Source organism: Micromonospora sp. LZ37 (assembly GCF_059359015.1).
The window spans coordinates 387,456-413,178 of the sequence record NZ_JCADBL010000001.1; the positions used below are offsets into that span (position 1 = coordinate 387,456).

The 25,723-nt window shown below is 72.6% G+C and carries 22 protein-coding genes; 13 read left to right on the forward strand and 9 right to left on the reverse strand.

Translation table 11 applies throughout. The features are described 5' to 3' along the window. From AC5L3Z_RS01850 to AC5L3Z_RS01865, 4 genes are read left to right on the forward strand one after another with little or no spacing between them, the layout of a single operon-like run. Complete coding sequence (locus tag AC5L3Z_RS01850) at positions 1 to 927, forward strand: ABC transporter permease (RefSeq protein ID WP_494838983.1); 927 nt, start codon at positions 1 to 3, stop codon at positions 925 to 927. Further along, on the forward strand, positions 920 to 1,897 hold the full coding sequence (locus tag AC5L3Z_RS01855) for an ABC transporter permease (protein ID WP_494838984.1): 978 nt from the start codon (positions 920 to 922) through the stop codon (positions 1,895 to 1,897). The genes AC5L3Z_RS01850 and AC5L3Z_RS01855 overlap by 8 nt, the downstream gene beginning before the upstream one ends. A 26-nt stretch (positions 1,898 to 1,923) precedes the next feature. Continuing rightward, positions 1,924 to 2,952: an ABC transporter ATP-binding protein gene (locus AC5L3Z_RS01860; RefSeq protein ID WP_494838985.1), complete on the forward strand. Its 1,029-nt coding sequence runs from the start codon at positions 1,924 to 1,926 to the stop codon at positions 2,950 to 2,952. Further along, the gene (locus tag AC5L3Z_RS01865; protein ID WP_494838986.1) at positions 2,945 to 3,958 is read left to right on the forward strand and encodes an ABC transporter ATP-binding protein; all 1,014 of its coding nucleotides are present in this window, start codon (positions 2,945 to 2,947) and stop codon (positions 3,956 to 3,958) included. The genes AC5L3Z_RS01860 and AC5L3Z_RS01865 overlap by 8 nt, the downstream gene beginning before the upstream one ends. A 146-nt stretch (positions 3,959 to 4,104) precedes the next feature. Here the strand turns inward: AC5L3Z_RS01865 and AC5L3Z_RS01870 are convergent, their stop codons facing one another. Both AC5L3Z_RS01870 and AC5L3Z_RS01875 read right to left on the reverse strand, forming a co-directional pair. Continuing rightward, a complete protein-coding gene (locus tag AC5L3Z_RS01870) occupies positions 4,105 to 4,482 on the reverse strand; it encodes a chorismate mutase (RefSeq protein WP_494838987.1) in 378 nt (125 codons plus the stop codon). 232 nt (positions 4,483 to 4,714) lie between these two features. Beyond that, positions 4,715 to 6,565 (reverse strand): bifunctional metallophosphatase/5'-nucleotidase, encoded by a 1,851-nt coding sequence (locus AC5L3Z_RS01875; RefSeq protein ID WP_494838988.1) that lies wholly within the window; start codon positions 6,563 to 6,565, stop codon positions 4,715 to 4,717. A 190-nt stretch (positions 6,566 to 6,755) separates the two neighbouring features. Here AC5L3Z_RS01875 and pcrA point away from each other — a divergent pair, with 190 nt between their 5' ends. Continuing rightward, positions 6,756 to 9,161, forward strand: a complete 2,406-nt coding sequence (pcrA, locus tag AC5L3Z_RS01880; protein WP_334533831.1) for a DNA helicase PcrA — start codon at positions 6,756 to 6,758, stop codon at positions 9,159 to 9,161. Positions 9,162 to 9,222: 61 nt separating this feature from the next. Here pcrA and AC5L3Z_RS01885 read toward each other — a convergent pair whose 3' ends face one another. Further along, positions 9,223 to 9,999, reverse strand: coding sequence for a M23 family metallopeptidase (locus tag AC5L3Z_RS01885; RefSeq protein ID WP_494838990.1), 777 nt, complete (start codon positions 9,997 to 9,999; stop codon positions 9,223 to 9,225). Positions 10,000 to 10,260: 261 nt separating this feature from the next. Continuing rightward, a complete protein-coding gene (locus tag AC5L3Z_RS01890; RefSeq protein ID WP_494838991.1) occupies positions 10,261 to 10,977 on the reverse strand; it encodes a M23 family metallopeptidase in 717 nt (238 codons plus the stop codon). A 386-nt stretch (positions 10,978 to 11,363) separates the two neighbouring features. On the opposite strand from AC5L3Z_RS01890, the gene icmB reads away from it, so the two are divergent. The 3 genes from icmB (at position 11,364) to sucD (ending at position 14,314) form a co-directional block, all read left to right on the forward strand. After that, positions 11,364 to 11,768 (forward strand): coenzyme B12-dependent isobutyryl CoA mutase small subunit, encoded by a 405-nt coding sequence (icmB, locus tag AC5L3Z_RS01895; protein WP_334533824.1) that lies wholly within the window; start codon positions 11,364 to 11,366, stop codon positions 11,766 to 11,768. Between the two features lie 477 nt (positions 11,769 to 12,245). Beyond that, a complete protein-coding gene (gene sucC / locus AC5L3Z_RS01900) occupies positions 12,246 to 13,424 on the forward strand; it encodes an ADP-forming succinate--CoA ligase subunit beta (RefSeq protein WP_494838992.1) in 1,179 nt (392 codons plus the stop codon). A 2-nt stretch (positions 13,425 to 13,426) separates the two neighbouring features. Next, a complete protein-coding gene (gene sucD / locus AC5L3Z_RS01905; RefSeq protein ID WP_334533818.1) occupies positions 13,427 to 14,314 on the forward strand; it encodes a succinate--CoA ligase subunit alpha in 888 nt (295 codons plus the stop codon). 68 nt (positions 14,315 to 14,382) lie between these two features. Here the strand turns inward: sucD and AC5L3Z_RS01910 are convergent, their stop codons facing one another. Continuing rightward, positions 14,383 to 14,649 (reverse strand): DUF4190 domain-containing protein, encoded by a 267-nt coding sequence (locus AC5L3Z_RS01910; protein WP_494838994.1) that lies wholly within the window; start codon positions 14,647 to 14,649, stop codon positions 14,383 to 14,385. A gap of 156 nt (positions 14,650 to 14,805) precedes the next feature. Between AC5L3Z_RS01910 and AC5L3Z_RS01915 the strand changes: the two genes are divergently transcribed. Continuing rightward, positions 14,806 to 16,122, forward strand: a complete 1,317-nt coding sequence (locus AC5L3Z_RS01915) for a cell division protein PerM (RefSeq protein ID WP_494838995.1) — start codon at positions 14,806 to 14,808, stop codon at positions 16,120 to 16,122. Between the two features lie 85 nt (positions 16,123 to 16,207). On the opposite strand, the gene AC5L3Z_RS01920 is transcribed toward AC5L3Z_RS01915, so the two are convergent. Both AC5L3Z_RS01920 and AC5L3Z_RS01925 read right to left on the reverse strand, forming a co-directional pair. Beyond that, entirely contained in the window at positions 16,208 to 16,726 is a 519-nt protein-coding gene (locus AC5L3Z_RS01920) for a DUF4190 domain-containing protein (RefSeq protein WP_494838997.1), read from the reverse strand. 26 nt (positions 16,727 to 16,752) lie between these two features. Continuing rightward, positions 16,753 to 17,055, reverse strand: a complete 303-nt coding sequence (locus tag AC5L3Z_RS01925; protein ID WP_494838998.1) for a CD225/dispanin family protein — start codon at positions 17,053 to 17,055, stop codon at positions 16,753 to 16,755. Positions 17,056 to 17,243: 188 nt separating this feature from the next. On the opposite strand from AC5L3Z_RS01925, the gene purN reads away from it, so the two are divergent. Together purN and purH are read left to right on the forward strand one after the other, a co-directional pair. Continuing rightward, on the forward strand, positions 17,244 to 17,864 hold the full coding sequence (gene purN / locus AC5L3Z_RS01930; protein ID WP_494839000.1) for a phosphoribosylglycinamide formyltransferase: 621 nt from the start codon (positions 17,244 to 17,246) through the stop codon (positions 17,862 to 17,864). Next, positions 17,861 to 19,432 carry a bifunctional phosphoribosylaminoimidazolecarboxamide formyltransferase/IMP cyclohydrolase gene (gene purH / locus AC5L3Z_RS01935; protein ID WP_494839001.1) on the forward strand — a complete coding sequence of 524 codons (1,572 nt, stop codon included), beginning with the start codon at positions 17,861 to 17,863 and terminating at the stop codon, positions 19,430 to 19,432. The genes purN and purH overlap by 4 nt, the downstream gene beginning before the upstream one ends. Positions 19,433 to 19,529: 97 nt before the next feature. Here the strand turns inward: purH and AC5L3Z_RS01940 are convergent, their stop codons facing one another. Together AC5L3Z_RS01940 and AC5L3Z_RS01945 are read right to left on the reverse strand one after the other, a co-directional pair. Then, a complete protein-coding gene (locus AC5L3Z_RS01940) occupies positions 19,530 to 22,262 on the reverse strand; it encodes an FtsX-like permease family protein (protein ID WP_494839002.1) in 2,733 nt (910 codons plus the stop codon). After that, positions 22,259 to 22,978, reverse strand: a complete 720-nt coding sequence (locus AC5L3Z_RS01945; protein WP_494839003.1) for an ABC transporter ATP-binding protein — start codon at positions 22,976 to 22,978, stop codon at positions 22,259 to 22,261. The genes AC5L3Z_RS01940 and AC5L3Z_RS01945 overlap by 4 nt, the downstream gene beginning before the upstream one ends. A 759-nt stretch (positions 22,979 to 23,737) precedes the next feature. Here AC5L3Z_RS01945 and AC5L3Z_RS01950 point away from each other — a divergent pair. Then, on the forward strand, positions 23,738 to 24,598 hold the full coding sequence (locus tag AC5L3Z_RS01950) for a bifunctional methylenetetrahydrofolate dehydrogenase/methenyltetrahydrofolate cyclohydrolase (RefSeq protein WP_494839004.1): 861 nt from the start codon (positions 23,738 to 23,740) through the stop codon (positions 24,596 to 24,598). 126 nt (positions 24,599 to 24,724) lie between these two features. Then, a complete protein-coding gene (mdh, locus tag AC5L3Z_RS01955; protein WP_334534526.1) occupies positions 24,725 to 25,675 on the forward strand; it encodes a malate dehydrogenase in 951 nt (316 codons plus the stop codon). The last annotated feature ends 48 nt before the right edge of the window (positions 25,676 to 25,723 follow it).

Below are 25,723 nucleotides of genomic sequence, written 5' to 3' on the forward strand. Positions count from 1 at the left end.
ATGGGCCGTTATCTGGTGAGACGGCTGCTCCAACTCGTGCCGGTGTTTCTCGGCACGACGTTCCTGATCTACTGGCTCGTCTGGTCCGTGCCCGGTGACCCGTTCGCCGGCAAGTGCGGCGAGCGGCGCTGCCCGCCCGAGTACGTCGCCGTGCTGACCGAGAAGTACAACCTCGACGAGAACGTCTTCGTCCAGTACTTCGCGTACATGAAGAACCTCCTCCAGGGGGACTTCGGTACGACGTACAGCGGTCGGTCGATCAACGACATCATCGCGACGGCGTACCCGAACACGCTGAAGCTGGCCCTCGTCGCCCTGGCGATCGAGGCGATCATCGGCCTCACCGCGGGTGTGCTCAGCGGCCTGCGCCGCAACGGCTTCCTGGACAACCTGGTCCTGGTCTCGTCGCTCTTCCTGATCGCGCTGCCGGTCTTCGTCGTGGGCTTCGTGCTCCAGTGGACGTTCGGCGTGCAGTGGGGCATCGTCAGGGCGACCGTCTCTTCGGAGATGCCGTTCTCCGAGTTGATCATCCCCGGCTTCGTGCTGGGCAGCGCCTCGATGGCGTACATCGCCCGGGTGGCGCGGACGAGCATCGCCGAGAACCGGCGGGCCGACTACGTGCGCACCGCGATCGCCAAGGGTCTGCCGATGCGCCGGGTGGTCGGGGTGCACCTGCTGCGCAACTCGCTGATCCCGGTGGTCACCCTGCTCGGCACCGACCTCGGCGCCCTGATGGGTGGCGCGATCATCACCGAGGGCATCTTCGGCATCAACGGGATCGGTCGACAGGTCTACCGGTCGATCGTCACCAAGGAGAGCGCTACCGTTGTCTCCATCGTGGTCGTGCTGGTGCTGGTCTACCTGCTGATGAACCTGCTGGTCGACCTGCTCTACGCCGCCCTGGACCCGAGGATCCGTTATGAGTGACCCGTCTGCCGCGTCGATCGTCAGCACCCCCCGGCCGGAGCAGCCGACCGAGATCGGTGCCCCCACCAACGCCGGGCTGCCGGAGAGCGCCCGCAAGGAGAAGCCGCGCGGCCTGCTGGGCGACGCCTGGCGCGATCTGCGCCGCAAGCCGCTCTTCTGGATCTCCTCCGCGTTCATTGTCCTTTTTGTGGTGATGGCCGCCTTCCCGTCGCTCTTCACCTCGGGTGACGCCGTCAACGGCTCGCTCTCGCGCAGCCTCGGAAAGCCCTCGTCGGAGGCCCTCTTCGGCTACGACGTGCAGGGCCGGGACGTCTTCGCCCGGACGATCTACGGCGCCCGCGCCTCGATTCTGGTGGCGTTGCTCTCCGTCATCGGCACCATGCTGGTCGGCGGGACGATGGGCATCATCTCCGGCTACCGGGGTGGCTGGGTGGACGCGCTGCTCTCCCGGATCGCCGACGTCTTCTTCGGCCTGCCGTTCGTGCTCGGTGCCATCGTGATCCTGACCACCTTCAACGGGTCGGGCACCAGCAACAGCGTGTGGCAGATCGAGGGGCTGGTCATCGCGTCCCTGGTCGTGCTGAGCTGGCCGGTCGTGATGCGGCTGATGCGCTCCTCGGTGCTGGCCACCAAGCAGGCGGACTACATCGTCGCCGCCCGGGCGCTCGGCGCGGGCACCGGCCGGATCATCCTGAAGCACCTGCTGCCCAACTCTCTGGCGCCGCTGCTGGTGTACTCGACGATCATGGTGGGTTCGTTCATCGGTGCCGAGGCGACGCTGTCGTTCCTGGGGGTCGGGCTGAAGAGCCCGGTGGTCTCGTGGGGCATCATGATCAGCGAGGCGCAGAACTACCTCCGGGTCGCGCCCAACCTGCTCTTCTTCCCCGCCGCGTTCCTCGTCACCGCCGTGCTGAGCTTCGTCATGCTCGGTGAGGCCGTCCGCGAGGCCCTCGATCCGAAACTCCGCTAGGGGAGATTGAGTTGTCCGACATTCTCGTGTCCGAGCATTCCGCGCCCGGCGCCGACGGATCCGGCCGCCCGTCCGGCCGGCTGCTGGAGGTCGACGACCTGCGGGTGGAGTTCCGCACCCGGGACGGCGTCGCCAAGGTCATCAACGGAGTCACGTACCACGTCGACGCGGGGGAGACCCTCGCCGTGCTCGGCGAGTCGGGTTCCGGCAAGAGCGTCACCGCGCAGACCATCATGGGCATCCTCGACATGCCGCCCGGGTTCGTCACCGGCGGTCAGGTGCGCTTCCACGGCAAGGACATGCTCACCATGTCCGACGAGGAGCGCCGCCGCATCCGCGGCGAGGGCATCGCGATGATCTTCCAGGACTCGCTCTCCGCGCTGAACCCGGTCTTCACCGTCGGGTTCCAGATCGCCGAGCAGTTCCGCGTCCGCCGCGGCATGAGCCGCGCGGACGCCAAGAAGCGCGCGATCGAGATGCTCGACCAGGTCAAGATCCCGAACGCCAAGGGCCGGTTCAGCAACTACCCGCACCAGTTCTCCGGTGGTATGCGGCAGCGCGCGATGATCGCGATGTCGCTGGCGCTGGACCCCGAGGTGCTGATCGCGGACGAGCCGACCACCGCGCTGGACGTGACCGTGCAGGCCCAGATCATGGACCTGCTCGGTGAGCTCCAGCGGGAGCGGCGGATGGGCCTGATCCTGATCACCCACGACCTCGGCGTGGTCGCCGACGTCGCGGACCGGATCGCGGTCATGTACGCGGGCCGGATCGTCGAGGAAGCCGACGTGTACGACCTGTACGCCAAGCCGGCGCACCCGTACACCCTCGGCCTGCTCGACTCGATCCCGCGGATGGACGAGAAGGGGCAGGAGCTCCGGACCATCAAGGGCCTCCCGCCGAACCTGATGAACATCCCGCCGGGCTGCCCGTTCAACCCGCGCTGCCCGATGGCGCAGCCGGTGTGCCGGGAGAAGGTCCCCCCGCTGCTGCAGATCGGCGCCGGTCGGGCCAGCGCCTGCCACTTCGCCGAGGAGCTGGTGAACCGTGACTGAGAACATCCTCGAGGTCCGTGACCTGGTCAAGCACTACCCGGTCACCCAGGGCATCGTGTTCAAGAAGACCGTCGGTCACGTCAAGGCCGTCGACGGCGTCTCGTTCGAGCTGAAGGCCGGCGAGACCCTGGGCGTGGTGGGCGAGTCCGGTTGCGGCAAGTCGACGCTGGCCCGGGTGCTGATGAACCTGGAGAAGCCGACCGCCGGCAACGTGCTCTACAAGGGCCAGGACATCTCCAAGCTGTCCGGCGGTGCGCTGCGTCGGCTGCGCCGGCAGATCCAGCTGGTCATGCAGGACCCGTACACGTCGCTGAACCCGCGGATGACGGTCGGCGACCTGATCGGCGAGCCGTTCGAGATCCACCCGGAGGTGGCGCCGAAGGGCAGCCGCCGGGACAAGGTCAAGGAACTGCTCGACCTGGTGGGCCTCAACCCGGAGCACATCAACCGGTATCCGCACCAGTTCTCCGGCGGCCAGCGTCAGCGCATCGGCATCGCCCGGGCGCTCGCCCTGCGGCCCGAGATCATCGTCTGCGACGAGCCGGTCTCGGCCCTGGACGTCTCGATCCAGGCGCAGGTGATGAACCTGCTGGAGAAGCTCCAGGCGGAGTTCGGCCTGTCGTACATCTTCATCGCCCACGACCTGTCGGTCGTGCGTCACCTCTCCGACCGGGTCGCGGTGATGTACCTGGGTAAGATGGTGGAGGTCGGCACCGAGGACGAGATCTACGAGCGGCCGACCCACCCGTACACCCAGGCGCTGCTCTCGGCGGTGCCGGTGCCGGACCCGACGCTGCGGGAGAACAAGGCGATCATCCGGCTCACCGGTGACGTCCCCTCCCCGGTCAGCCCGCCCTCGGGCTGCCGGTTCCGCACCCGCTGCTGGAAGGCGCAGGACGTCTGCGCCGAGCAGGTGCCGCTGCTGGAGATCCGGCCGGGCTCGGACCACACGAGCGCCTGCCACTTCGCGGAGAAGCGGGAGATCGTCGCCACCCACGGCGCGTGACACCCTCCGGACCGCCTGCCGTCGTCGACCCGACGCCGGCAGGCGGTTCGGCGTATCCGGGCGGGTCGCCCGCGCCGGCGCCGACCCGTACGACGGTGGCCGGGCGGGTCAGGCCCGTCGGGGGCCGCCTCCGGTCGGCGTACGCCTCACAGCGGTCCGCGCCCGGCGCGGAGCAGCAGCAGCGCCAGCTGGGTGCCGTCGGCCCCCAGCTCCCTGCGGAACCGTTCCAGGATCTCCCGCTCCCGGGAGAGCACCAGCCGGGTGCCGCCGGAGGCCATCCGGGTCGCGCCGACCTGCTGGGAGAGGCCGGCCCGCTCCTGCCACAGCTCGATCAGGGTGCGGTCGATCTCGTCGATCCGCTCCCGGATCGCCACGATCCGTTCGGCGGCGGCCGTGTCCTCGGTGCCGGTCCGGGCCTCCACCGGACGGGCCGGGGCGGCGGGCGTCGCCGCCTGCGGGTCGGAGTCGCCCTCCGGCCGGGACTGCGCCACGCTGCCGCTCTGCTCCGCCACGTCTGTCATCATCGCCGTACCCCTCGGGTGTCGGGCCCGGTGCCCGGATCCCGGGACGAAAAAGCCCCGGGCTCTCCGAGCCCGGGGCTTTTCGCAGGTCTGTCGATCAGGCGCGACCTACGGCTGCCGGACTCCCGGTGCCGTAGTAAAAGTAGAAGCGCTGACCGAACACGCCGTTGAGTATGCCGCGCGGGGCGCGACCCCCGCAAGCAAACCCGTCAGGTTCAGGTAGGACCCCGGCCGCTCAGCCGAGTCGGGTGATGCGGTCGGCCGGGCCCGGGGCGACCGGTCCGGCGGCGAGGTACGCAATCAGCGCGTCGACGTCGAAGCCCCGCGCCGTGCTCCGGCCGGTGCCCGCCGTCAGCTCGGTGAAGCCGTCCCCGCCGTTGGCGAGGAAGTCGTTCGTGGTGACCCGGTAGTCGGCCGCCGGGTCGACCGGGGCGCCGTTCAGCGCGAGCGCGCTGACCCGGGAGCCGGCCGGGGCGGTGCTGTCGTACGAGTAGGTCAGCCCGGCGGAGACCTGGAGGATCCGCTGGGTGGTCTGCCCGTTGAAGCCGACGAACTGCTGCTCCAGCACGTTGCGGAGCTGGGCTCCGGTGAGGGTCTGGGTGACCACCAGGTTGTTGAAGGGCTGGACGGTGAACGCCTCGCCGTAGGTCACCTCGCCCGGCGCCTCGCCGCCGGGCGACGCCCCGTACGACAGGGAGGCCCGGATGCCGCCCGGGTTCATCAGCGCGACCTGCGCGCCGTCGCCCCGGGTGTACGCCAGCTGCGCGTCGGCGATCACGTCACCGAGCGGGCTCTCGCCGTTCGGGCGGGCGTCCCGGACGATGTCCGCCGAGATCCGACCGACCACCCGGTTGGCGATCGGCGCGACCGCGGCGCGGTACTTGTCGGCGAGCGCCTTGGCGCCCGGGTCGACCAGCTCCGGGTTGCGGACGTAGACGCCGGGGGCGCTCTGCTGCCAGCTGCCGTCGGCGTTGCGGACGCCGTTCTCGACGACCACGTTGCGGGCGGAGATGCCGGTGAACCGGCCGGTGTCCCGGTCCAGCGAGTAGTCGATGTCGGTGACCAGCTGGCCGTTGCTGCCGGCGCTGGTGACCACGCTCGGCGCGCCCGAGGAGTTCGGCAGCGAGCAGGAGTAGAAGCGGTGGGTGTGCCCGGAGACGACCAGCCCGAACTCCGGCCGCAGGCCGCGCACGATGTCCACCACCGGGCCGGAGAAGTTGGCGCAGTCGGAGACGCCCGGGGGGTTCGGCGGCGGCGACTGGGCGCCGCCCTCGTGCAGCAGCAGCACCATCGCCCGGACGCCGAAGAGCTTGAGCAGGCCGCCCCACCGGTTGGCGGTCGCCACCTCGTCCCGGAACTCCACCGAGGTGATGCCGGCCGGGTTGACGATGCCGGGGGTGCCCTCGAGGGTGACCCCGACGAAGCCGACCGGTACGCCGTCGACGAAGCGGACGTCGACCGGCGGCAGGATCGGCAGCCCGGTCTTCTTGCTGATCGTGTTGGCGGCCAGGTAGGTGAACCTCGCGCCGGCGAAGCCGTCGCCGTCGGCGCAGCCGTCGACCGGGTGGCAGCCGCCCTTGTCGATCCGGATCAGCTCCTCGACGCCCTCGTCGAACTCGTGGTTGCCGACCGAGCTGATCTCCAGCCCGATCTCGTCCATCAGCTCGATGGTGGGCTCGTCGTGGAAGGCGGCGCTGACCAGGGGGGTGGCGCCGATGAGGTCACCGGCGCCGACGGTGGTGGTGCCGCGGCCCTCGGCGGTGGCCTCGGCGCGCAGCTTCCTCAGCCAGGTGGCGAGGTATTCCACGCCGCCGGCGGGGGTGCCGTTGACCGTGGCGCCGCTGCCGCCGGGCGGGTCGATGGCGCCGTGGAAGTCGTTGTAGCTCAGGAAGTTGCCCTTGACCTCGCCGCCGGTCGCGGCGGCGTAGGAGACGGCGACCGGGGTGAGGGCGGTCGCCGGGTCGGCGCCGACGGGTTGCGGTCCGGGGCGGCCGGTGGCGGGCAGGGTGGCCACGACGGCCAGCGCGAGGGCCGGTACGGCGAGGTGGCGCAGCACGGCCCGACCGCGCGAGCGCGGTTGACTCATGGTGTTCTCCCAGGTCCGTTGCGGGGGAGCGGGCGGGGATTTCACCGTCATCGTTCCCGTTCGGGGGCGAACGCGCCAGGGGTGGCACCGTGGCAGGTTTCGTCCCACCCCCGCCGGGCCGGTGACGGTGACCTCGCCCGGGCGTGCGCGGGCGGGAAGTGTCCGGCCGGCGGCATAGACTCGCCGTGCGATGCATCCTCTCTTCGACATCCCCGTGTCCCCGCCCGCGCCCGAGCCGGCCCGTGCCCCGTCGCGCCGGCCGGGGTCCGCCGCCGCGCACCTCGACCCGCAGGCCCTGGTCGAGGGCCTCAACGGCCCCCAGCGGGACGCGGTGACCCACGCCGGCTCGCCGCTGCTGATCGTGGCCGGTGCGGGCTCCGGCAAGACCCGGGTGCTCACCCACCGGATCGCCTACCTGCTGGCCGCCCGGGACGTGCACCCGGGCGAGATCATCGCGATCACCTTCACCAACAAGGCCGCCGGTGAGATGAAGGAGCGGGTGGCCCACCTGGTCGGGCCGCGCGCCCGGCTGATGTGGGTCTCCACCTTCCACTCCGCCTGCGTACGCATCCTGCGCGCCGAGCACGAGCACGCCGGGCTGAAGTCGACCTTCTCGATCTACGACGCGGACGATTCGCGCCGGCTGATGCAGATGGTCGCCCGCGAGCTCGACCTCGACCCGAAGCGCTACCCGGCGCGCGGCCTGGCCGCCCAGGTCTCCAACCTGAAGAACGAGCTGGTCGATCCGGAGGAGTTCGCCACCCGGGCCAAGGGGCCCAACGAGCGGGCGCTGTCGGAGGCCTACACGCTCTACCAGCGGCGGCTGCGCGAGGCGCACGCGCTGGACTTCGACGATCTGATCATGACGACGGTGCACCTGCTGCAGTCGCACCCGCACGTCGCGGAGAGCTACCGTCGCCGGTTCCGGCACGTCCTCGTCGACGAGTACCAGGACACCAACCACGCCCAGTACACGCTGATCAAGGAGTTGGTCTCCGGCACCGAGGGGATCGAGCCGGCGGAGCTCTGCGTGGTCGGTGACGCCGACCAGTCGATCTACGCGTTCCGCGGTGCGACCATCCGCAACATCCTGGAGTTCGAGCGGGACTTCACCGACGCCCGGACGATCCTGCTGGAGCAGAACTACCGCTCCACCCAGACGATCCTCAACGCGGCGAACGCGGTGATCGACCGGAACACCTCGCGCAAGCCCAAGCGGCTGTGGAGCGACGCCGGGGCCGGCGAGCAGATCGTCGGCTACGTCGCCGACACCGAGCACGCCGAGGCGGACTGGGTGGGCCGGGAGATCGACCGGCTGGTCGACGACGGGGAGACCCGCCCCGGGGACGTCGCCGTCTTCTACCGCACCAACGCCCAGTCCCGGGTCTTCGAAGAGGTCTTCATCCGGGTCGGCCTCCCCTACAAGGTCGTCGGCGGGGTGCGCTTCTACGAGCGCAAGGAGGTCCGCGACGCGCTGGCCTACCTGCGCGCGGTGGTCAACGACGACGACACGGTCAGCCTCCGCCGGATCCTCAACACCCCGCGTCGCGGCATCGGCGACCGGGCCGAGGCCTGCGTCGAGGCGCTCTCCAGCCGGGACCGCATCTCCTTCGGCGCCGCGCTGCGCCGGGCGAAGGACGCGCCGGGCATCTCGACCCGGGCGGCCAACGGCATCGGCGACTTCGTCGCGCTCCTCGACGGCGCGCGGGAGCTGGCCGAGACCGGCACCCCGGAGGAGGTGCTGGAGGCGCTGCTGACCCGCTCGGGCTACCTGACCGAGCTGGAGGAGAGCCTGGACCCGCAGGACGCCGGCCGGGTGGACAACCTCCAGGAGCTGGTCAGCGTCGCCCGCGAATACACCGAGCGGGTCGAGGCGACCGGGGCCGAGGGGGAGCGGGCCACCCTGGCCGGCTTCCTGGAGCAGGTGGCGCTCGTCGCCGACGCCGACCAGATCCCGTCCGACGACCCGGACCACCAGGGCGTGGTCACCCTGATGACGCTGCACACCGCCAAGGGGCTGGAGTTCCCGGTGGTCTTCCTGACCGGCCTGGAGGACGGCGTCTTCCCGCACCTGCGCTCGCTGGGCGACACCCGCGAGCTGGAGGAGGAGCGCCGGCTGGCCTACGTCGGCATCACCCGGGCCCGGCAGCGGCTCTACCTGTCCCGGGCGGTCACCCGCTCGGCCTGGGGGCAGCCGGCCTACAACCCGCCGTCGCGGTTCCTCGAAGAGTTGCCACCCGAGCTGGTCCGCTGGGAGCGCACCGAGGGGTCGTACACCTCGTGGGCCGGCGGGGGCGGTGGCGTCGGTGGCCGCGCGGACCGCGCGCCCGGCGGGCGTGGCGGCTTCGCCGGGGGTACGCCGAAGGCGGCGCAACTGGCCAAGCGGCTCGGCGTCGACGGCAGCCGGTTGGCCACCGCCAGTGAGCTGCCGCAGGGCCCGAAGGTGTCCGCCGGTGACCGGGTCAACCACCAGCGGTACGGGTTGGGCCGGGTGCTCGCGGTGGAGGGGCACGGGCCGGGCGCGCGGGCCCAGATCGACTTCGGTGACCAGACCATGTGGCTGGTGCTCCGGCACGCCCCGATCGACAAGCTCTGACGACGCAGGGGCCCGACCCGGCACAGCGCCCGGGTCGGGCCCCTTCTCGCGTCGCCGTGGCTCAGCAGCCCACTTTGATGCCCCGGGCGCGCAGGAACGGCCCCGGGTCGATCTGGTTCCACATCTGACCCCGGTGCACCTCGAAGTGCAGGTGCGGGCCGGTGGAGTCGCCGGTGGAGCCTTCCAGGCCGAGGGTCTCCCCGGCGCCGACCTTCTCACCGACGCTGACCTTCGCGGTGCTCAGGTGCGCGTAGTGGGTCAGGTAGCCGTTGCCGTGGTCGACCACGACCGAGATGCCGTAGCCGTCGCCGACGTCGCCGGCCTTCTCCACCGTGCCACCGAAGGCGGCGCGGACCGGCGTGCCGGCGGGCATCGCGAAGTCGATGCCGGCGTGCAGCGTGCCCCACCGCGGCCCGTAGCAGGAAGTGATCTCGGCACCCCGCATCGGCATGACCCAGGACGGTCTCGGCTTCGCCGTCCTGGTGGCGGTCGGCCTCGGCCGCGGCGTGGCCTTCCGGGTGGGCGTGGCCGACGGGCTGGCGGTCGGGCTCGCCGTGGTGGGGCTCGGCCTGGCCCACGGGCTGTCCGGGGTGGCCGACTCGCGGGTGGAGCGGTCGGCCCGGTCGGCGGCCTCGGCGCGGGTCCGGGCGTCGAGGGCGACGGCGGTGGGGGTGGGGGAGTCCTCCCGGTCGAGCACGACGGTCGAGACGCCGACGAGGCCGAGGCCGACCAGCGCGACCGCGCCGAGGACGAGGCTCCGTCCTCCGGGCCGGCGCCGCCCGTGCCGGGCCGGGACGGACAGGGTCTTCTCGTTCGGGGTGTTGCTGTCTTCCTGCACGACGGACCTTCAGTCTGGGGGGCGGGGACCTGCCCATCCTGGGTGTCGACCGGGTCGTCGGCGGGTACGGGTGCGGGTGGGCGACCGACGGGCGCCGGGGCCGGTGTCCGGGATCCTGCCGCTCTCGGCCCGGACGCCCCGGATCGTCCTCCTGTCGGCCTGTGCCCCCGCTCACATCGCCCGGTGTGACCCAGCAGACTTCCGGCAAAGAAGAACCGCCCGGATCGTTCGATCCGGGCGGTCAACGGGCGATACGTAGCGTCAGGAAGCCGCTACCTCGCTGTAATATGCCTCGACTTGCAGCTTGATGTCCACTCCGCGTTCCTGGAGCCACGGCACCGGGTCCAGCGGCTCGCCCTTGACATGGATCTCCAGGTGGAGGTGGGAGCCGTACGAGTGGCCGGTGTTGCCGACCAGTCCGAGCTGGTCGCCGGCCTTGACCTGCTGCCCCTCCTGGACGCTGACCGACTGGGAGTGGCCGTAGATGGCCTCGCTGCCGTCCGCGTGCTGGACGATCACGGCGTAGCCGTAGCCGCCGAACCAGCCGGCCTTCATGACGGTGCCCGAGTGGATGGCGACGTACGGGGTGCCCTCTGGCGCGACCAGGTCGATGCCGGTGTGCAGCTTGCCCCAGCGCATGCCGTACGGGGAGTTGAAGTCGTAGCCCTGCAGGGGCAGCAGCCACGGGTCCTGCTCGGTGGAGCTGACCTGCGCGTCCCGGTTGGTGTCACGGGTGGCGCGGTCGGCCGCGTCGGCGCGGGCCGCCACGTCCTGGTTGGTGATCGACGCCTGCTTGAGCTCGTCGAGGACCGACGGGCTGACGCTCTTGGCGTCGGGCATCGCACCCGCGCCGAGCGCGACGATGCCGGCGCCGACGAACGCGGTGGTGACGACCGCGGCGTAACGGCTCCGCGGGGGGGTGGGTACGCGGCGGCGACCGCGATATCTATCGGGCTCAGACGACAGGCGCTGGCGCACGCACACCCTCCGTTGTCGGGGATCCGATGCGGTCTGCCGGCGTCCCGGGAAAGCCCCGGTGAACGTCGGTCGGCCGCGTCGTCACCCGTCGGTGGACCTGATGACAACCGTGGACACGTTAGCCCTCCCCCGCTCCCGTCACAAGCGCAACCGCCGAAACGCCGAGTCTTTCTGTCCGTTTCCGTCCTTCATTGTCATAGCTTGGGGCACCGTACGGCTGTCCCTGCAACTGCCCGTTCGTTGCCCAGAGTGACCGATCGGCGGAGGTGTCCGCCTTTCGGTGGGGCTCGCCGGGGGGTAAGGGTGCGGGCCGGATTTCCCGCCCCGCGCCGGGCGGGTTACCGTTCGTTCAGGTGATAGCCGCGGAGCCCGCGAAAGGTGTGCTGATGAGCTCTCGTATCCGGGTCGTCGTCGCGAAGCCGGGCCTGGACGGCCACGACCGCGGCGCCAAGGTGGTGGCGCGCGCACTCCGCGACGCCGGCATGGAGGTCATCTACACCGGCCTGCACCAGACGCCGGAGCAGATCGTGGAGACCGCCATCCAGGAGGACGCCGACGCGGTCGGGCTCTCCGTGCTCTCCGGCGCGCACATGACGCTCTTCCGCCGGGTGCTGGAGCTGCTCGGCGAGCGGGACGCCCGCGACATCGTCGTCTTCGGCGGCGGCATCATCCCGGACGCCGACATTCCCGAGCTGGAGCAGCTCGGCGTCGCCAAGATCTTCACCCCGGGGGCGACCACCGGGTCGATCGTCGAGTGGGTCCGGGCGAACGTTGCCCAGGCCGTCGCCTGACCCCAACCCCCGACGTACCGAAATGGCGGTGTCCCGAACCGGGACACCGCCATCTCGCTGTTCCGGGGTCGATCACGGCGTGGGCCGGACCCCGGACAGGGGGAAGGGCCGGACGCACCCCTCACACGCCCGGCCCTTCTATGCACGATGCCCCGCCGCCACCCCTCGACCGACAGGGCATCGGCCGCTCCCGTCTTCGCGCTGTTCAGCGCTCCGACATCAGACTCAACGACGCCCCCACGGTGGGGTTACGCGGCTTGCGCGACAACCTGCGCCGCGGCCCGCGGGCCCGGCGGGTCGCGCCCGACGCGCTGTGCATTACCGCACACCGTGCACCCGCTCGGTTGCCTGCGGTGCCCATCTCGCTAGGCTGCCGCCAACGGCCTGTTTGAACTGACGGCAGGCGTCAAGAGAGTTTCCACAACGCTGGTGAGCGGCGCGACGGCGCGCCGCGGAGACGGGACGGGACGCGCAATCGTGGACCTGTACGAGTACCAGGGGCGGGACCTGTTCGAGCGGCACGGGTTGCCCGTGCTCGCCGGCGGCGTCGCCACTACCCCGGAGGAGGCCCGCGCGATCGCCGAACGCCTCGGCGGTCGGGTGGTCGTCAAGGCGCAGGTGAAGGTCGGCGGCCGAGGCAAGGCCGGCGGCGTCAAGCTGGCCGAGGGCGCGGAGGAGACGGTGGCCCGCGCCACCGACATCCTCGGCATGGACATCAAGGGTCACACCGTCCACAAGGTCATGATCACGGTGACCGCGGACGTGGCCGAGGAGTACTACTTCTCCTACCTGCTCGACCGGGCGAACCGCACCTTCCTCTGCATCGCCAGCGTCGCCGGCGGCATGGACATCGAGCAGGTCGCCGCCGAGACCCCCGACAAGGTGGTCAAGGCCCCGATCGACGCCGTCAAGGGCGTCGACGAGGCGAAGGCCCGCGAGATCGTCACGGCCGCCGGCTTCCCGGCCGAGGTCGCCGACCAGGTGGTCGACGTCGCGGTCGGGCTGTGGAAGGCGTTCGTCGCCGAGGACGCCACGCTGGTCGAGGTGAACCCGCTGGCGAAGACGGGCGACGGCAAGCTGCTGCTGCTCGACGCCAAGATCACGCTGGACGAGAACGCCGCGTTCCGGCACCCGGACCACGAGGCCCTGGTCGACCAGGCCGCGGTGGACCCGCTGGAGCAGGCCGCCAAGGAGAAGGACCTCAACTACGTCAAGCTCGACGGCGAGGTCGGCATCATCGGCAACGGCGCGGGCCTGGTCATGTCCACCCTCGACGTGGTGGCCTACGCGGGCGAGCGGCACGGCGACGTCAAGCCGGCCAACTTCCTCGACATCGGCGGTGGCGCGAGCGCCGCGGTGATGGCCAACGGTCTGGAGATCGTGCTCTCCGACCCGTCGGTGAAGAGCGTCTTCGTCAACGTCTTCGGTGGCATCACCGCCTGCGACGAGGTCGCCAACGGCATCATCCAGGCGCTGGCCCTGCTCGAGCAGCGCGGCGAGAAGGTCACCAAGCCGCTCGTCGTCCGCCTCGACGGCAACAACGCCGAGGCCGGTCGGGCGATCCTCGACGGCGCGAACAACCCGCTCGTGCAGCGGGTCGACACCATGGACGGCGCGGCCGAGCGGGCCGCCGAGCTGGCAGCTGCGGGGGTCTGAACATGGCTATCTGGCTGACCAAGGACTCGAAGGTCATCGTTCAGGGGATGACCGGTTCCGAGGGTTCGAAGCACACCCGGCGGATGCTCGCCGCCGGCACCAACGTCGTCGGCGGCGTCAACCCGCGCAAGGCGGGCCAGACCGTCGACTTCGACGGGACCGAGCTGCCGGTCTTCGCCTCCGTCGCCGACGCGATGAAGGAGACCGGGGCCGACGTCACCGTCATCTTCGTGCCGCCGCAGTTCACCAAGGGCGCCGTGGTCGAGGCGATCGACGCCGCGATCCCGCTGGCCGTGGTGATCACCGAGGGCGTCCCGGTGCACGACACCGCCGCCTTCTGGGCGTACAACGTGTCGAAGGGCGAGCAGACCCGCATCATCGGGCCGAACTGCCCCGGCATCGCCTCGCCGGGCGCCTCCAACGCCGGCATCATCCCGGCCGACATCACCGGCTCCGGCCGGATCGGCCTGGTCAGCAAGAGCGGCACGCTGACCTACCAGATGATGTACGAGCTGCGCGACATCGGCTTCTCGACCTGCGTGGGCATCGGCGGTGACCCGATCATCGGGACCACCCACATCGACGCCCTCGCCGCGTTCGAGGCCGACCCGGAGACCGACGCCATCGTGATGATCGGCGAGATCGGCGGCGACGCCGAGGAGCGGGCCGCCGAGTTCATCAAGGCCAACGTCACCAAGCCGGTGGTCGGCTACATCGCCGGCTTCACCGCGCCCCCCGGCAAGACCATGGGGCACGCCGGCGCGATCATCTCCGGCTCGGCGGGCACCGCCGAGGCGAAGCAGGCGGCCCTGGAGGCCGTCGGCGTCAAGGTCGGCAAGACGCCGACCGAGACCGCCAAGCTGATGCGGGAGATCATGTCCGGCCGCTGAGCGGGCGGACGGGCCGCTGAGCGGCCGGCAGAGCTACCGAGGGGGTCGACCGGCGACGGTCGGCCCCCTCAGTTGTCGTCCCAGAGCGGGTAGGTGCCGGTGGCCCGCCAGATCGCGGAACCGATGATGTTGATCACGCCGAAGGCGATCGCCAGGTAGCCCAGCACCGGTGACTGGTTGAACCGTTTCGCGTCCCGGATCGACAGGTAACCGAAGACGACGCCGAGGATGCCGCAGCAGAACAGGCCGGTGACGATGCCGAGCACGCCCCAGAGCGTGGTGCGGTCGCGACCGGCCGCCGGCGGTGGCGGTGGCGGCGGGTACGGAGCGTTCACGGCTTCCTCCCAGCGGTCGGTGCCGCGACCTCGGTCGCGTCCTGCGCCGAGGCTAGACCGGATCCGGGCCCTGAAACCGGTGGATCACGGAACTCGCCGGGGCCGCCCGGGGCCGCCGGGCAGCCGCCGGCCGCCCGGCGTGCCAGAGTAGACCCGATGTCCTCGGTCACCCCTGATCAGCCCCGTCGCGCCGGCCCGGTCGTCCGCGCCGACGCCCGACCGGCCGACCGTGCCGTGCCGGGCCCCCGGGTGCCGGCCCCCCGCCGGCCGGAGCCGTCGCGCGGCCGCGCGCCGCTCGCCGTGGCCGCCGGGGTCGCCGCCGGCTGGGCCGCGCTCACCTCGTACCTGCCGGTCGCCGTGGTGCTGGGGCTCGTCCAGCTCAGCGAGGACGCCGGCTCGGCGACCGGCGCCCTGCGCGCGGGGCTCGCCGGCTGGCTGCTCGGCCACGGGGTGCCGCTGGAGACCGGCGCCGGCCCGCTCGGCCTCGTCCCGCTGGCGCTCAGCGGGCTCGCGTTCTGGCGGCTGACCCGGGCCGGCGTGCACACCAGCCGGGCCATCGGCGCCCGCGGCGGCCGCTCACCCCGCCAGGCGCTCACCGCCGCGGGCGCGGTCGGTGTCGGGTACGCGCTGCTCGGCGCCCTCGCCGCGGTGCTGGTCGGCACGGCCGGCCTGAGCGTGTCCCCGATCCGGGCCGGCGGGACGTACGCCATTTTCGGCGCCCTGGCGGCGCTGGTCGGCGCGGCCCGCACCACCGGGGTCGCCGGGGTGCTCGCCGCGCGGACGCCGACCGTGCTGCGCGACGGGGTGCGCACCGGGCTGGTGGCGGGGCTGCTGCTGCTCGGCGCGGGCGCCGGCGCGGCCGGACTGGCCGTGGCGACCGGCGGGGGAGACGCCGCCGACATGATCGCCGCCTACCGGACGGGGGTCGCCGGCCAGGCCGGCATCACCCTGGTCAGCCTGGCGTACGCGCCCAACGCCACGGTCTGGTCGACCGCCTACCTGCTCGGGCCCGGGTTCGCCGTCGGCGCCGGCACCGCGGTCCGCACCAGCGAGGTCTCGGTGGGCGCGCTGCCGGCCGTACCGTTGCTCGCCGGCCTGCCCAGCGGCCCGGCCGACGGGTTCGGCGCCGCGCTGCTCGCGGTGCCGGTGCTGGCCGGCATGGCGGCGGGCTGGCTGCTCGGGCGCCGGCTGCTCCGCCCGGCCGCCCGGCAGGAACTCCCCGCCGCCCGGCCCGACCGCACGGAGCTCGGCTGGCCGGCGCTGCTCGGCCCGGCGGCGCTCGCCGGCCCGGTGGTCGGCCTGCTCGCCGGTCTCGCCGCCGCCGCCTCCGGTGGGCCGCTCGGCGGTGGCCGGTTGGCCGAGATCGGCCCGGTGCCCTGGCAGGTGGCGGCCGTGGCGACCGCCGTGGTGATGGCCGGCGCGCTGCTCGGCGCCGCCGCCGCCAAGGTGCTCGACCGGCCGACCCGCGGCTGACCCGGCCCGGCCGGGCGTCGTGCGACCTCGGCACGCCGAAGGGGCGCCCCGGAGGACCCGGGACGCCCCTTCGCGTGGCGCCGACTCAGGAGTTCGGCAGGGCCAGGCCGAGGGCGATCACCCCGATGTGCAGGATGCCCAGCAGCAGGCCGAAGCCGCCGCAGATCAGGCCGGTGAGGGCCTGACCGGGGTTGGTCGCCAGCCCGCGGGTGGCCTTCTGCCGCGCCAGCCCGCCGGTGACCAGCGCCGCGATGCCCAGTGGAATGCCCAGATAGCAGCAGACCAGCGGGATCGAGGCGATGCCCAGGATCATCGACAGCAGGCCGAGGGTGTTGTCGCCCTGCTGCGGGTACCCGGCACCCGGATAGATCGGCAGGCCGTACGGCTGCTGACCGTACGGGTCCGGGTAGGACGGCTGCCCGTACGGCGGCTGCTGCCCGTACGGCGGCTGCGCGCCGGCGTACGGGTCGTACGGTTGCTGGCCCCAGGGCGCCTGCGGCGGCGCGTACGGGTCCGGCTGCTGCCCGTACGGCGGCTGCCCGTACGGCTGCCCCGCAACGGGCTGCTGACCGTACGGGTCCGGGCCGGGGTGTCCGGGCTGCATGTCGGGTGCCCCTCGGTCCGGAATCGTCAGTAGCTGCTGCTGGTGCTGCCGCCCATGGCGCCCATCGCGCCACCGAAGATGCAGCAGAGCAGGACGATGACGAGCCAGATGCCGCCGATGATGAAGGCCAGCTTCGACCACTTCTTGGACTCGGCGGCGGCAGCCTGCGCGCCGGCGTAGTCACCCTGCTGGAGCAGCGGGTTGACCTTGGAGGCGTTGATGATCGCCGGGATGGCCAGCGGCCAGAACAAGAAGATGGCGACGATCGACGGCGTCATGTTGTTGTTGATCGGCTGCGGCTGCTGGGGGTTCGGGTAGCCGGGCTGCATCGCGGGGGTGCTCCTCGTCGACATCGGTACGTGTGGCGTACCGGTTCACTGGTGAAGGGTCACGGCGACGGGCGGATGCCGGCCACCGGGCGACGGGCAGCGTATCGCGCCGGGGCCACCCGGGAGATCACCCGAATCGTCGCTGCCCGACCGATGGGCGGGCCGACCTGCCCGATAGGGTTGGCCGCGTGACCGAGCCCGCGTCCGTCGCCCGCCTCGTCGTCCTCGTCTCCGGGTCCGGCAGCAACCTCCAGGCCCTGCTCGACGCCGCCGCCGACCCCGCGTACGGGGCCCGGGTGGTGGCGGTCGGCGCCGACCGCGAGGGGATCGCCGGCCTGGACCGGGCGACCGCCGCCGGGGTGCCGACCTTCGTCGAGCGGGTGAAGGACCACCCGAGCCGGGAGGACTGGGACGCCGCGCTCACCGCGCACGTCGCCGAGCACAAGCCGGACCTGGTGATCAGCGCCGGCTTCCTCAAGCTGGTCGGGCCGCACTTCCTGGCCGCCTTCGGCGACCGCTACCTGAACACCCACAACACCCTGCTGCCGGCGTTCCCCGGCATCCACGGCCCGCGGGACGCGCTCGCCTACGGCGTCAAGGTCACCGGGGCCACCCTCTTCTTCGTCGACGCCGGGATGGACACCGGTCCGATCGTCGCGCAGGTCGCCGTGCCGGTGCTCGACGACGACGACGAGGAGGCGCTCACCGAGCGCATCAAGGAAGCCGAGCGGCGCCAGCTCGTCGAGCAGGTCGGTCGGCTGGTCCGCGAAGGTTGGACCATCACCGGAAGAAAGGTCACGGTTCCGTGAGTTCCACTCAGGACGAGCGCCGCCCGATCAGGCGGGCACTGGTCAGCGTCTACGACAAGAGCGGTCTGGTCGAGCTGGCCCGGGCCCTGCACGACGCCGGAGTGGAGATCGTCTCGACCGGTAGCACCGCGTCGACTATCTCCGGCGCGGGTGTGCCGGTGACCCCGGTGGAGCAGGTGACCGGCTTCCCGGAGATCCTCGACGGCCGGGTGAAGACCCTGCACCCGAAGATCCACGGCGGCCTCCTCGCCGACCTGCGCAAGGACTCGCACGCCGCCCAGCTCGACGAGCACGGCATCGCCGGGATCGACCTGCTGGTCTCCAACCTCTACCCGTTCCAGGCCACCGTCGCCTCGGGCGCGTCGCAGGACGAGTGCGTCGAGCAGATCGACATCGGCGGGCCGGCGATGGTCCGGGCCGCGGCGAAGAACCACGCGTCGGTCGCGGTGGTGACCGACCCCGCGGCGTACCCGGCGCTGCTGGCCGCGCTCGCCGAGGGCGGTTTCACGCTCGCCCAGCGCCGGGCGCTGGCGGCGCGCGCCTTCGCCGACATCGCCGAGTACGACGTGGCGGTCGCCGAGTGGTGCGCCCGGGAGCTGGCCCCCGAGGCCGACGGGTGGCCGCGGTTCGCCGGGCTGACCCTGCGCCGGCAGGCGGTGCTGCGCTACGGGGAGAACCCGCACCAGGACGCCGCCGTCTACGCCGACCCGTCCAGCCCGCCCGGGCTCGCCCAGGCCGAGCAGCTGCACGGCAAGGAGATGTCCTACAACAACTACGTCGACGCGGACGCCGCGTGGCGGGCGGCCAACGACTTCCCCGACCAGCCGGCGGTGGCGATCATCAAGCACGCCAACCCCTGCGGCATCGCGGTCGGCGCCGACGTGGCCGAGGCGCACCGCAGGGCGCACGCCTGCGACCCGGTCTCCGCGTTCGGCGGGGTGATCGCGGTGAACCGGCCGGTGAGCGTCGAGCTGGCCCGGCAGGTCGCGGAGATCTTCACCGAGGTGCTGGTCGCGCCGGAGTTCGAGACCGGTGCCCGGGAGATCCTCCAGGCCAAGAAGAACATCCGGCTGCTGCGGGCGCCGGAGTTCCGGCCGCTGCCGGCGGAGTGGCGGCAGGTCACCGGTGGCGTGCTGGTGCAGCTGCGCGACCGGATCGACGCCGAGGGCGACGATCCGGCCAACTGGCGGCTGGCGACCGGCGAGGCGGCCGACGAGGCGACCCTGCGGGACCTCGTCCTGGCCTGGCGGGCGGTCCGCGCGGTGAAGAGCAACGCGATCCTGCTGGCCCGGGACGGCGCCTCCGTCGGCGTCGGGATGGGCCAGGTCAACCGGGTGGACTCGGCGCGGCTGGCGGTCAGCCGGGCCGGCGCGGACCGGGCCCGCGGCGCGGTGGCGGCCTCGGACGCGTTCTTCCCGTTCGCCGACGGCCCGCAGATCCTCATCGACGCGGGCGTGAAGGCGATCGTGCAGCCCGGCGGCTCCATCCGCGACGAGGAGACCATCGCCGCCTGCAAGGAGGCCGGGGTCACGATGTACCTCACCGGCACCCGCCACTTCTTCCACTGACACCCGGCTCCGAGCGGCCCCGTCCCCGACCGGGGACGGGGCCGCTTCTGCCGGCGCCGCAGCGTGTCCCGGAGGGGCCGTCACGCCGCCACCCTGGTCAGTCGAGCCGACGTTCGATCGGCAGACGGGACCGGGTCAGCAGTCCGGCGCCGAGCATGGCGACCAGCGGCACCACGGCCAGCGCACCGAGGACGGACCACGGGACGACGATCGGGTACGGGTCCCCGCCGGGCCAGGTCCCCAGGTATCGCTGGTTGATGGCGGTGAGGAGGGCGACGCTCGCCACGAGGCCGACGGTCATGCCGAGCAGCGACCCGAGGCCGGCGATCACGCCGGACTGGCTCAGCGACAGCTTCCGGCGCACCAGGGGGCTGGCGCCGACGGCAGCCAGGGTCGACAGGTCCGGTCGGCTGTCGGCGGCGGTGAGCCCGGTCGCGATCCCGACCGCGCCGAGGGTGATCAGCCCGGCCGCCACCGTCAGGATGAGCAGGACCGGATCGCCCGACGTCGCGGGGCCCCGCTCCACGCTGACGCGCAGGCCGGCGGCGAGGGCGCTGACCTCGGCGCGGAAGCGGTCCTCCGCCGCCGTGTCGGGAGCCGGTGTGGCGATCACGAAGCCCCACTGGTGTGCGACGAGCCCGGCGCGGGCCAGCGCCGCCGGCGAGATGACCGTCCGGTCCGACCGGATCCCGGTGGCGAGGGCGTACCCCGGCAGCTTGAGGGGGGCCGGCTTCTCGGCCCCTTTCAGTGGTCCTCCCCGTTTCGGCACCGCGGGTGGCTGCACCGTCACCGTTCCGTCCACCACATAGCGGGAATCGGTGACGACCACGCCGCCGGCCCGCAGGGTGGCCACGGCCCGGGCGAGGTCGTCGCCGTGGGCCCCGGTGAGGGGCGCCACCGCGCTGCCGTCGTCGACGACGAGCCAGACGTAGTCGCGCGAGTACGTCTCGTTGGGCGGGTCGCAGCGGGCGTCGGCGCGGGCCTGGCGCTGCTCCCCGGGGGTGAGGGGCCGTTGCAGGTCGAAGTAGGGGCACCGCTGCCGCGGCGGGAGTACCAGGTCGACGGAGGTGTTGGGGCAGTCGCCGGGGTCCCAGCCACGGCAGCCCGGGACGCGTACCTCGGCCACCTTGGCGGCGGGCAGGGTGCGATCGGCGATCGCCGCGAGCCGGTCGACCGGGATCGACCGCTGATCCGGGCTGAGGGGATTCACCAGCGTCACGTGACCGGCCGGCGTGCTCGGGCGGTATGCCGCGTCCGACCGGGCGTCGCTGCTGTACTGGTAGACGCCCAGGCAGATGGTGCCGGCGACGGCGGCCATCACGGCGGAGATCGCCGGCGCGGTCGCCGCCCGGTTGCGGCCGGCGTCGCGGAGCGCGATCCGCGGCGTCAGCGGCAGGTGCTGGCCGAGCCGGGCGAGCAGGCCGACCAGGGCCGGGGTGCAGAGCACCAGGCCGAGCTGGGTCAGCCCCAGCCCGGCCAGCAGCAGGTTCGTCGACGTCCGGACGGCGGCGTACGCCGTCAGACCGGTACCGCCGGCGGCGAGCACCAGGCCCACGGCCACCCACCGCCGCCGGGACCGCGTCACGCCCCGACGCCCGGTCAGCGCGACGACCACGTCCTGCCGCGCCGCCACGAACGCGGGCACCAGCGCCGCCACCATCCCGGTGAGTACGGCCAGCCCGGCCCCGGCGAGCAGGGCGAGCGGGAAGAAGCGGTACCCGCCGGCCCGCGCCTGGGCCAGGTGCTCCTCGACGAACGGGCGCCCGGCGACCGCCAGGATGGCGCCCAGCAGGGTCCCGACGACGGCCCCGACCAGGCCCAGCACCACGCCGTCTGCGAGCACGATCCGGCGGAGGTGGGCGGGGCTGCCGCCGTTGGCGGCCACCAGAGCGAGGTCGCGCTGGCGACGCCGCGCACCGATGGCGAACGCCGGCCCGGCCAACAGCACGATCTGCATGGCGCCGAGCCCGCCGAGCAGCACGCCGATGCCGACCGACCGGGCGTTCACCTCCGACGGGGGAGTGTGCCGTACCGGTGGCGGGTCGCGCAGCACCGCCCGGGAGATCACCAGGATGCCCTCGGCGTTCAGCCGTCCGACCTGGTCCCAGCCGACCGGGGCCGGGGCGTCGACCAGCCACGCGCTCGGCGGGTCGGTGCGGGCGGCCGGGGGCAGCACGACGACCTCGCCGAGAGCGTCCGGGATCTCGACGATCCCGACCACCGTGAACCGCCGCGACCCCTCGACCAGTTCGACGGTCCCGCCGAGGTCCACGCCGAGCCGGCGCAGCCCCGCCTCGCTGGCGGTCACCTCGGTCGCGCCGGTCGGCGCACGCCCCGCCCGCAGGCGCGCCATCCCCTCGGTGACCGGGTCCGCCAGGTCCAGCCCGTACGACGGGACGGATCCGACGCCGTCGGCGGTCCGCCAGTCCCACCGCTGTTCGTCCCAGACCGGGACGACCCGGCTTCCGGACGGCAGGGCGGCGGTCACCTCGGCGGAGGTCGCCGGCTCGTGGTCGGCGGCGGCGCTCCTCCGGTGGATGCCGGTCGCGGTGACGAGGTCACCGTCGGGACTCTGCTCGACGGCGCCGACGTAGTCCCAGGTCACCCTGGCGTCGGCGGCGCCGAGCGTGCGTCGCAGCCGTTCGTCGTCGGTGAGCTGGAACATGTCGTAGGACGCGGCGGCGAAGCTGAGCGCCAGGACGGGCGTCGCGATCATCGCCGCCACCAGCGCGCTGCGCCCCTTGGCCCGGCGGGTCTCGCGCCACGAGATCCGCAGCGCGGTACGCCAGGAGACCAGGGCGTCCGACATGCGGTGTCGTCGCCGGGTCATCGGATCTCCCCGTCCAGCAGTCGCTCGGGCCGGTGCAGCGGCCCGGAGGTGCCGGTGACCACCCCGTCCCGCATGAACACCACCCGATCGGCCCAGGCCGCGTGTCGTGCCTCGTGGGTGACCAGTATGGCGGCGGCCCCGGCGTTCACCCGGGAGCGCAGCACCCGCAACACCGCCTCGCCGGCCTGCGAGTCGAGCGCCCCGGTCGGCTCGTCGGCGAGGACCAGCCGGCGCCGGCCGATCAGGGCCCGCGCGATCGCCACCCGCTGCTGCTGGCCGCCGGAGAGTTCGTCGGGGAAGCGCTGGGCGAGGTCGGCCATGCCCACCTCGTCGAGCGCGGCGGCGGCGCGGCGGCGGGCCTGCCGTACGGAGGTGCCGTCCAACTCCAGCGGCAGTGCGACGTTCTCCACCGTGGTGAGGCCGGGCAGCAGGTTGAGGTGTTGGAACACGTAGCCGATCGAGCGTCGGCGCAGCCCGGAGAGGCGCGCGCGGTTGAGCGTGTCCAGCCGTTCGCCCTCGACCCACACCTCGCCCCGGGTCGGCCGGTCCAGCCCGCCGGCCAGGTTGAGCAGGGTCGACTTGCCGGAACCCGAGGGGCCCATGACGCCGACGAGTTCGCCGGGGCGCACGACGAGGCTGACCCCGCCCAGCGCGGTCACCGACGCGTCGCCGACGCCGTGCCTCCGGTACGCGTCCCGGATCTCCAGCACGTTCACCGGGCCGGCCTCCGCCGGTCCGGGGCGGGCGCGGGACGCCCCGGCGTGGTCGGCGGTGGAGCGGCTTCGCGAGGTCGCGGGGCGTTCCGTCGGCGGGCGAGCGGAGCGTGGAGATCAAGCCATGTGGTCATGCATACGGAGTATGCATACCAGGTATGCAGCGGTCAACGGCGGCTCGCCCGGCCGCGAGGGGCGGCGGCGGGGCCGCCCCCTCTGTGCTCGACGCACGCCAAAGCGTGCACCGTGAAGAGTTGTGGTCGCTCCAGCGACAACAACTCTTCACGGGATCGGCGCCCGCGTGGCGCCGCAGCTCGCCTTCCTGTCGGCAGGGGGAGGGTCAGGCGGCGCGGAGGGTCAGGGCGGAGCGGGTGCCGTCGGTGCGGTCGGCCCGGATGGTCCAGCAGCCGGGGGCGGAAAGACCCGCTAGCTGCCCCACTCGTCGCCGGGGCTGCCCCAGGTGCTTCCGTCGTGTCGGGCGGGTCCGTCCGCCGGGTGACGGTGACGCCGCCGGGCCAACCGCGCGCAGCGTCAGCTCGCCCGACCCGGTCATCCTGAGGGCGATCTTCACCCGTTCGCCAACCCGCAGGTCCTCGCAGGTCAGGAACAGCAACGCATGATCTTGCCGAGCTGCATCACGGCGACCCGGATGTGCCGGGCCACCGACAGGTCGTGCGCGATGAAGATGTACGGCAGCCCGAAGGGAACGTCACCGTTTGCCGTCGGCGAACCGTCGACCGCGCGACATGAGACGATCTGGTCGTGACGGCGACGATCCTGGACGGCAAGGCCACCGCGGCGGAGATCAAGGACGAGTTGCGTACCCGGGTGAAGGCGCTCGCGGAACACGGCGTCACCCCGGGACTGGGCACCGTCCTGGTCGGCGCCGACCCCGGCTCCCAGGCGTACGTCAACGGCAAGCACCGGGACTGCGCCGAGGTGGGCATCGCCTCGATCCGCCGGGAACTGCCCGCCGACGCCACCCAGCAGCAGGTCGACGACGTGCTCGCCGAGCTGAACGCCGACCAGGCCTGCCACGGCTACATCGTCCAGCTGCCACTCCCCGGCCACCTGGACACCCAGCGGGCGCTGGAGATGATCGACCCGGACAAGGACGCCGACGGCCTGCACCCGGTCAACCTCGGCCGGCTCGTGCTCGGCTACGACGGCCCGCTGCCGTGCACCCCGCGCGGCATCGTCGAGCTGCTCCGCCGGCACGACGTCGCGCTGCGCGGTGCCACGGTTGCCGTGGTGGGCCGGGGCAACACGGTCGGCCGCCCGCTCGGCCTGCTGCTCACCCGGCGCAGCGAGAACGCCACCGTGACCCTCTGCCACACCGGCACCCTCGACCTCGTGGCGCACACCCGGGCCGCCGACATCGTCATCGTCGCCGCCGGTGTCCCCGGCCTGCTCACCGCCGACATGATCAGTCCCGGTGCGACCGTCGTCGACGTCGGCATCACCCGGGTGATCGGGCCGGACGGCAAGGGCCGCTACACCGGTGACGTGGACCCGGAGGTCGCCGAGGTGGCCGGCAAGGTGGTGCCGATGCCCGGCGGCGTCGGCCCGATGACCCGCGCCATGCTGCTGACCAACGTGGTGGAGCGCGCCGAGCGCGGCTGACCCGGGCCGGACCGGGCGCGCGTGACATCCGCCCCATCCCGGCGATGGCGCCGCCCCTGGCCCGATCGGTGCCACGATGACTGATACGGTCCGGAAAACCGACTGGTATCAGGGAGTGGGACGACCATGGGTAAGAAGGTCACTGTCGTCGGGGCCGGCTTCTACGGCTCCACCACCGCACAGCGCCTGGCCGAGTACGACGTCTTCGACACCGTCGTGATCACCGACATCGTGGAGGGCAAGCCGGCGGGTCTCGCGCTGGACCTCAACCAGTCCCGCGCGGTCGAGGGCTTCGAGACCAAGGTCGTCGGCGTCACCACCGGCCCGAACGGCGAGGGCTACGAGGCCATCGAGGGCTCGGACGTCGTCGTCATCACCGCCGGCCTGCCGCGCAAGCCGGGCATGAGCCGGATGGACCTGCTGGAGACCAACGCCAAGATCGTCCGGCAGGTCTCCGAGAACGTCGCCAAGTACGCCCCGAACGCCGTCGTCATCGTCGTCTCCAACCCGCTGGACGAGATGACCGCGCTGGCCCAGCTCGCCACCCAGTTCCCCAAGAACCGGGTGCTCGGCCAGGCCGGCATGCTCGACACCGCGCGGTTCACCAACTTCGTCGCCGAGGCGCTCGGCGTACCGGTGAAGTCGGTGAAGACGCTGACGCTGGGCTCGCACGGCGACACCATGGTCCCGGTGCCGTCCAAGAGCACCGTCAACGGCAAGCCGCTGCGTGAGGCGATGCCCGCCGAGCAGATCGAGGAGCTGGTCGTCAAGACCCGCAACGGTGGCGCCGAGGTCGTCGCGCTGCTCAAGACCGGTTCGGCGTACTACGCCCCGTCCGCCGCCGCCGCCCGGATGGCCAAGGCCGTCGCGGAGGACTCCGGCGAGGTCATGCCGGTCTGCGCCTGGGTCGACGGCGAGTACGGCATCGCCGGCGTCTACCTGGGCGTCGAGGCCGAGATCGGCGCCCAGGGCGTCAAGCGCGTGGTCGAGACCGACCTGGACGCCGACGAGCTGGCCAGCCTGAAGGAGGCCGCCGAGGCGGTCCGCGCCAAGCAGGCCGACGTCGCCAACATGTGATCCACCAGCACCACCCGAAGGGGGCACGCCGGCACACCCGGCGTGCCC

Coding starts and splice junctions, on each gene's coding strand:
- AC5L3Z_RS01850 (WP_494838983.1), top strand. CDS start 1: ATGGGCCGTTATCTGGTGAGACGGCTGCTCCAACTCGTGCCGGTGTTT.
- AC5L3Z_RS01855 (WP_494838984.1), top strand. CDS start 920: ATGAGTGACCCGTCTGCCGCGTCGATCGTCAGCACCCCCCGGCCGGAG.
- AC5L3Z_RS01870 (WP_494838987.1), bottom strand. CDS start 4,482: ATGATGACAGACGTGGCGGAGCAGAGCGGCAGCGTGGCGCAGTCCCGG.
- AC5L3Z_RS01875 (WP_494838988.1), bottom strand. CDS start 6,565: ATGAGTCAACCGCGCTCGCGCGGTCGGGCCGTGCTGCGCCACCTCGCC.
- pcrA (WP_334533831.1), top strand. CDS start 6,756: ATGCATCCTCTCTTCGACATCCCCGTGTCCCCGCCCGCGCCCGAGCCG.
- icmB (WP_334533824.1), top strand. CDS start 11,364: ATGAGCTCTCGTATCCGGGTCGTCGTCGCGAAGCCGGGCCTGGACGGC.
- sucD (WP_334533818.1), top strand. CDS start 13,427: ATGGCTATCTGGCTGACCAAGGACTCGAAGGTCATCGTTCAGGGGATG.
- AC5L3Z_RS01915 (WP_494838995.1), top strand. CDS start 14,806: ATGTCCTCGGTCACCCCTGATCAGCCCCGTCGCGCCGGCCCGGTCGTC.
- AC5L3Z_RS01920 (WP_494838997.1), bottom strand. CDS start 16,726: ATGCAGCCCGGACACCCCGGCCCGGACCCGTACGGTCAGCAGCCCGTT.
- AC5L3Z_RS01925 (WP_494838998.1), bottom strand. CDS start 17,055: ATGCAGCCCGGCTACCCGAACCCCCAGCAGCCGCAGCCGATCAACAAC.
- AC5L3Z_RS01940 (WP_494839002.1), bottom strand. CDS start 22,262: ATGACCCGGCGACGACACCGCATGTCGGACGCCCTGGTCTCCTGGCGT.
- mdh (WP_334534526.1), top strand. CDS start 24,725: ATGGGTAAGAAGGTCACTGTCGTCGGGGCCGGCTTCTACGGCTCCACC.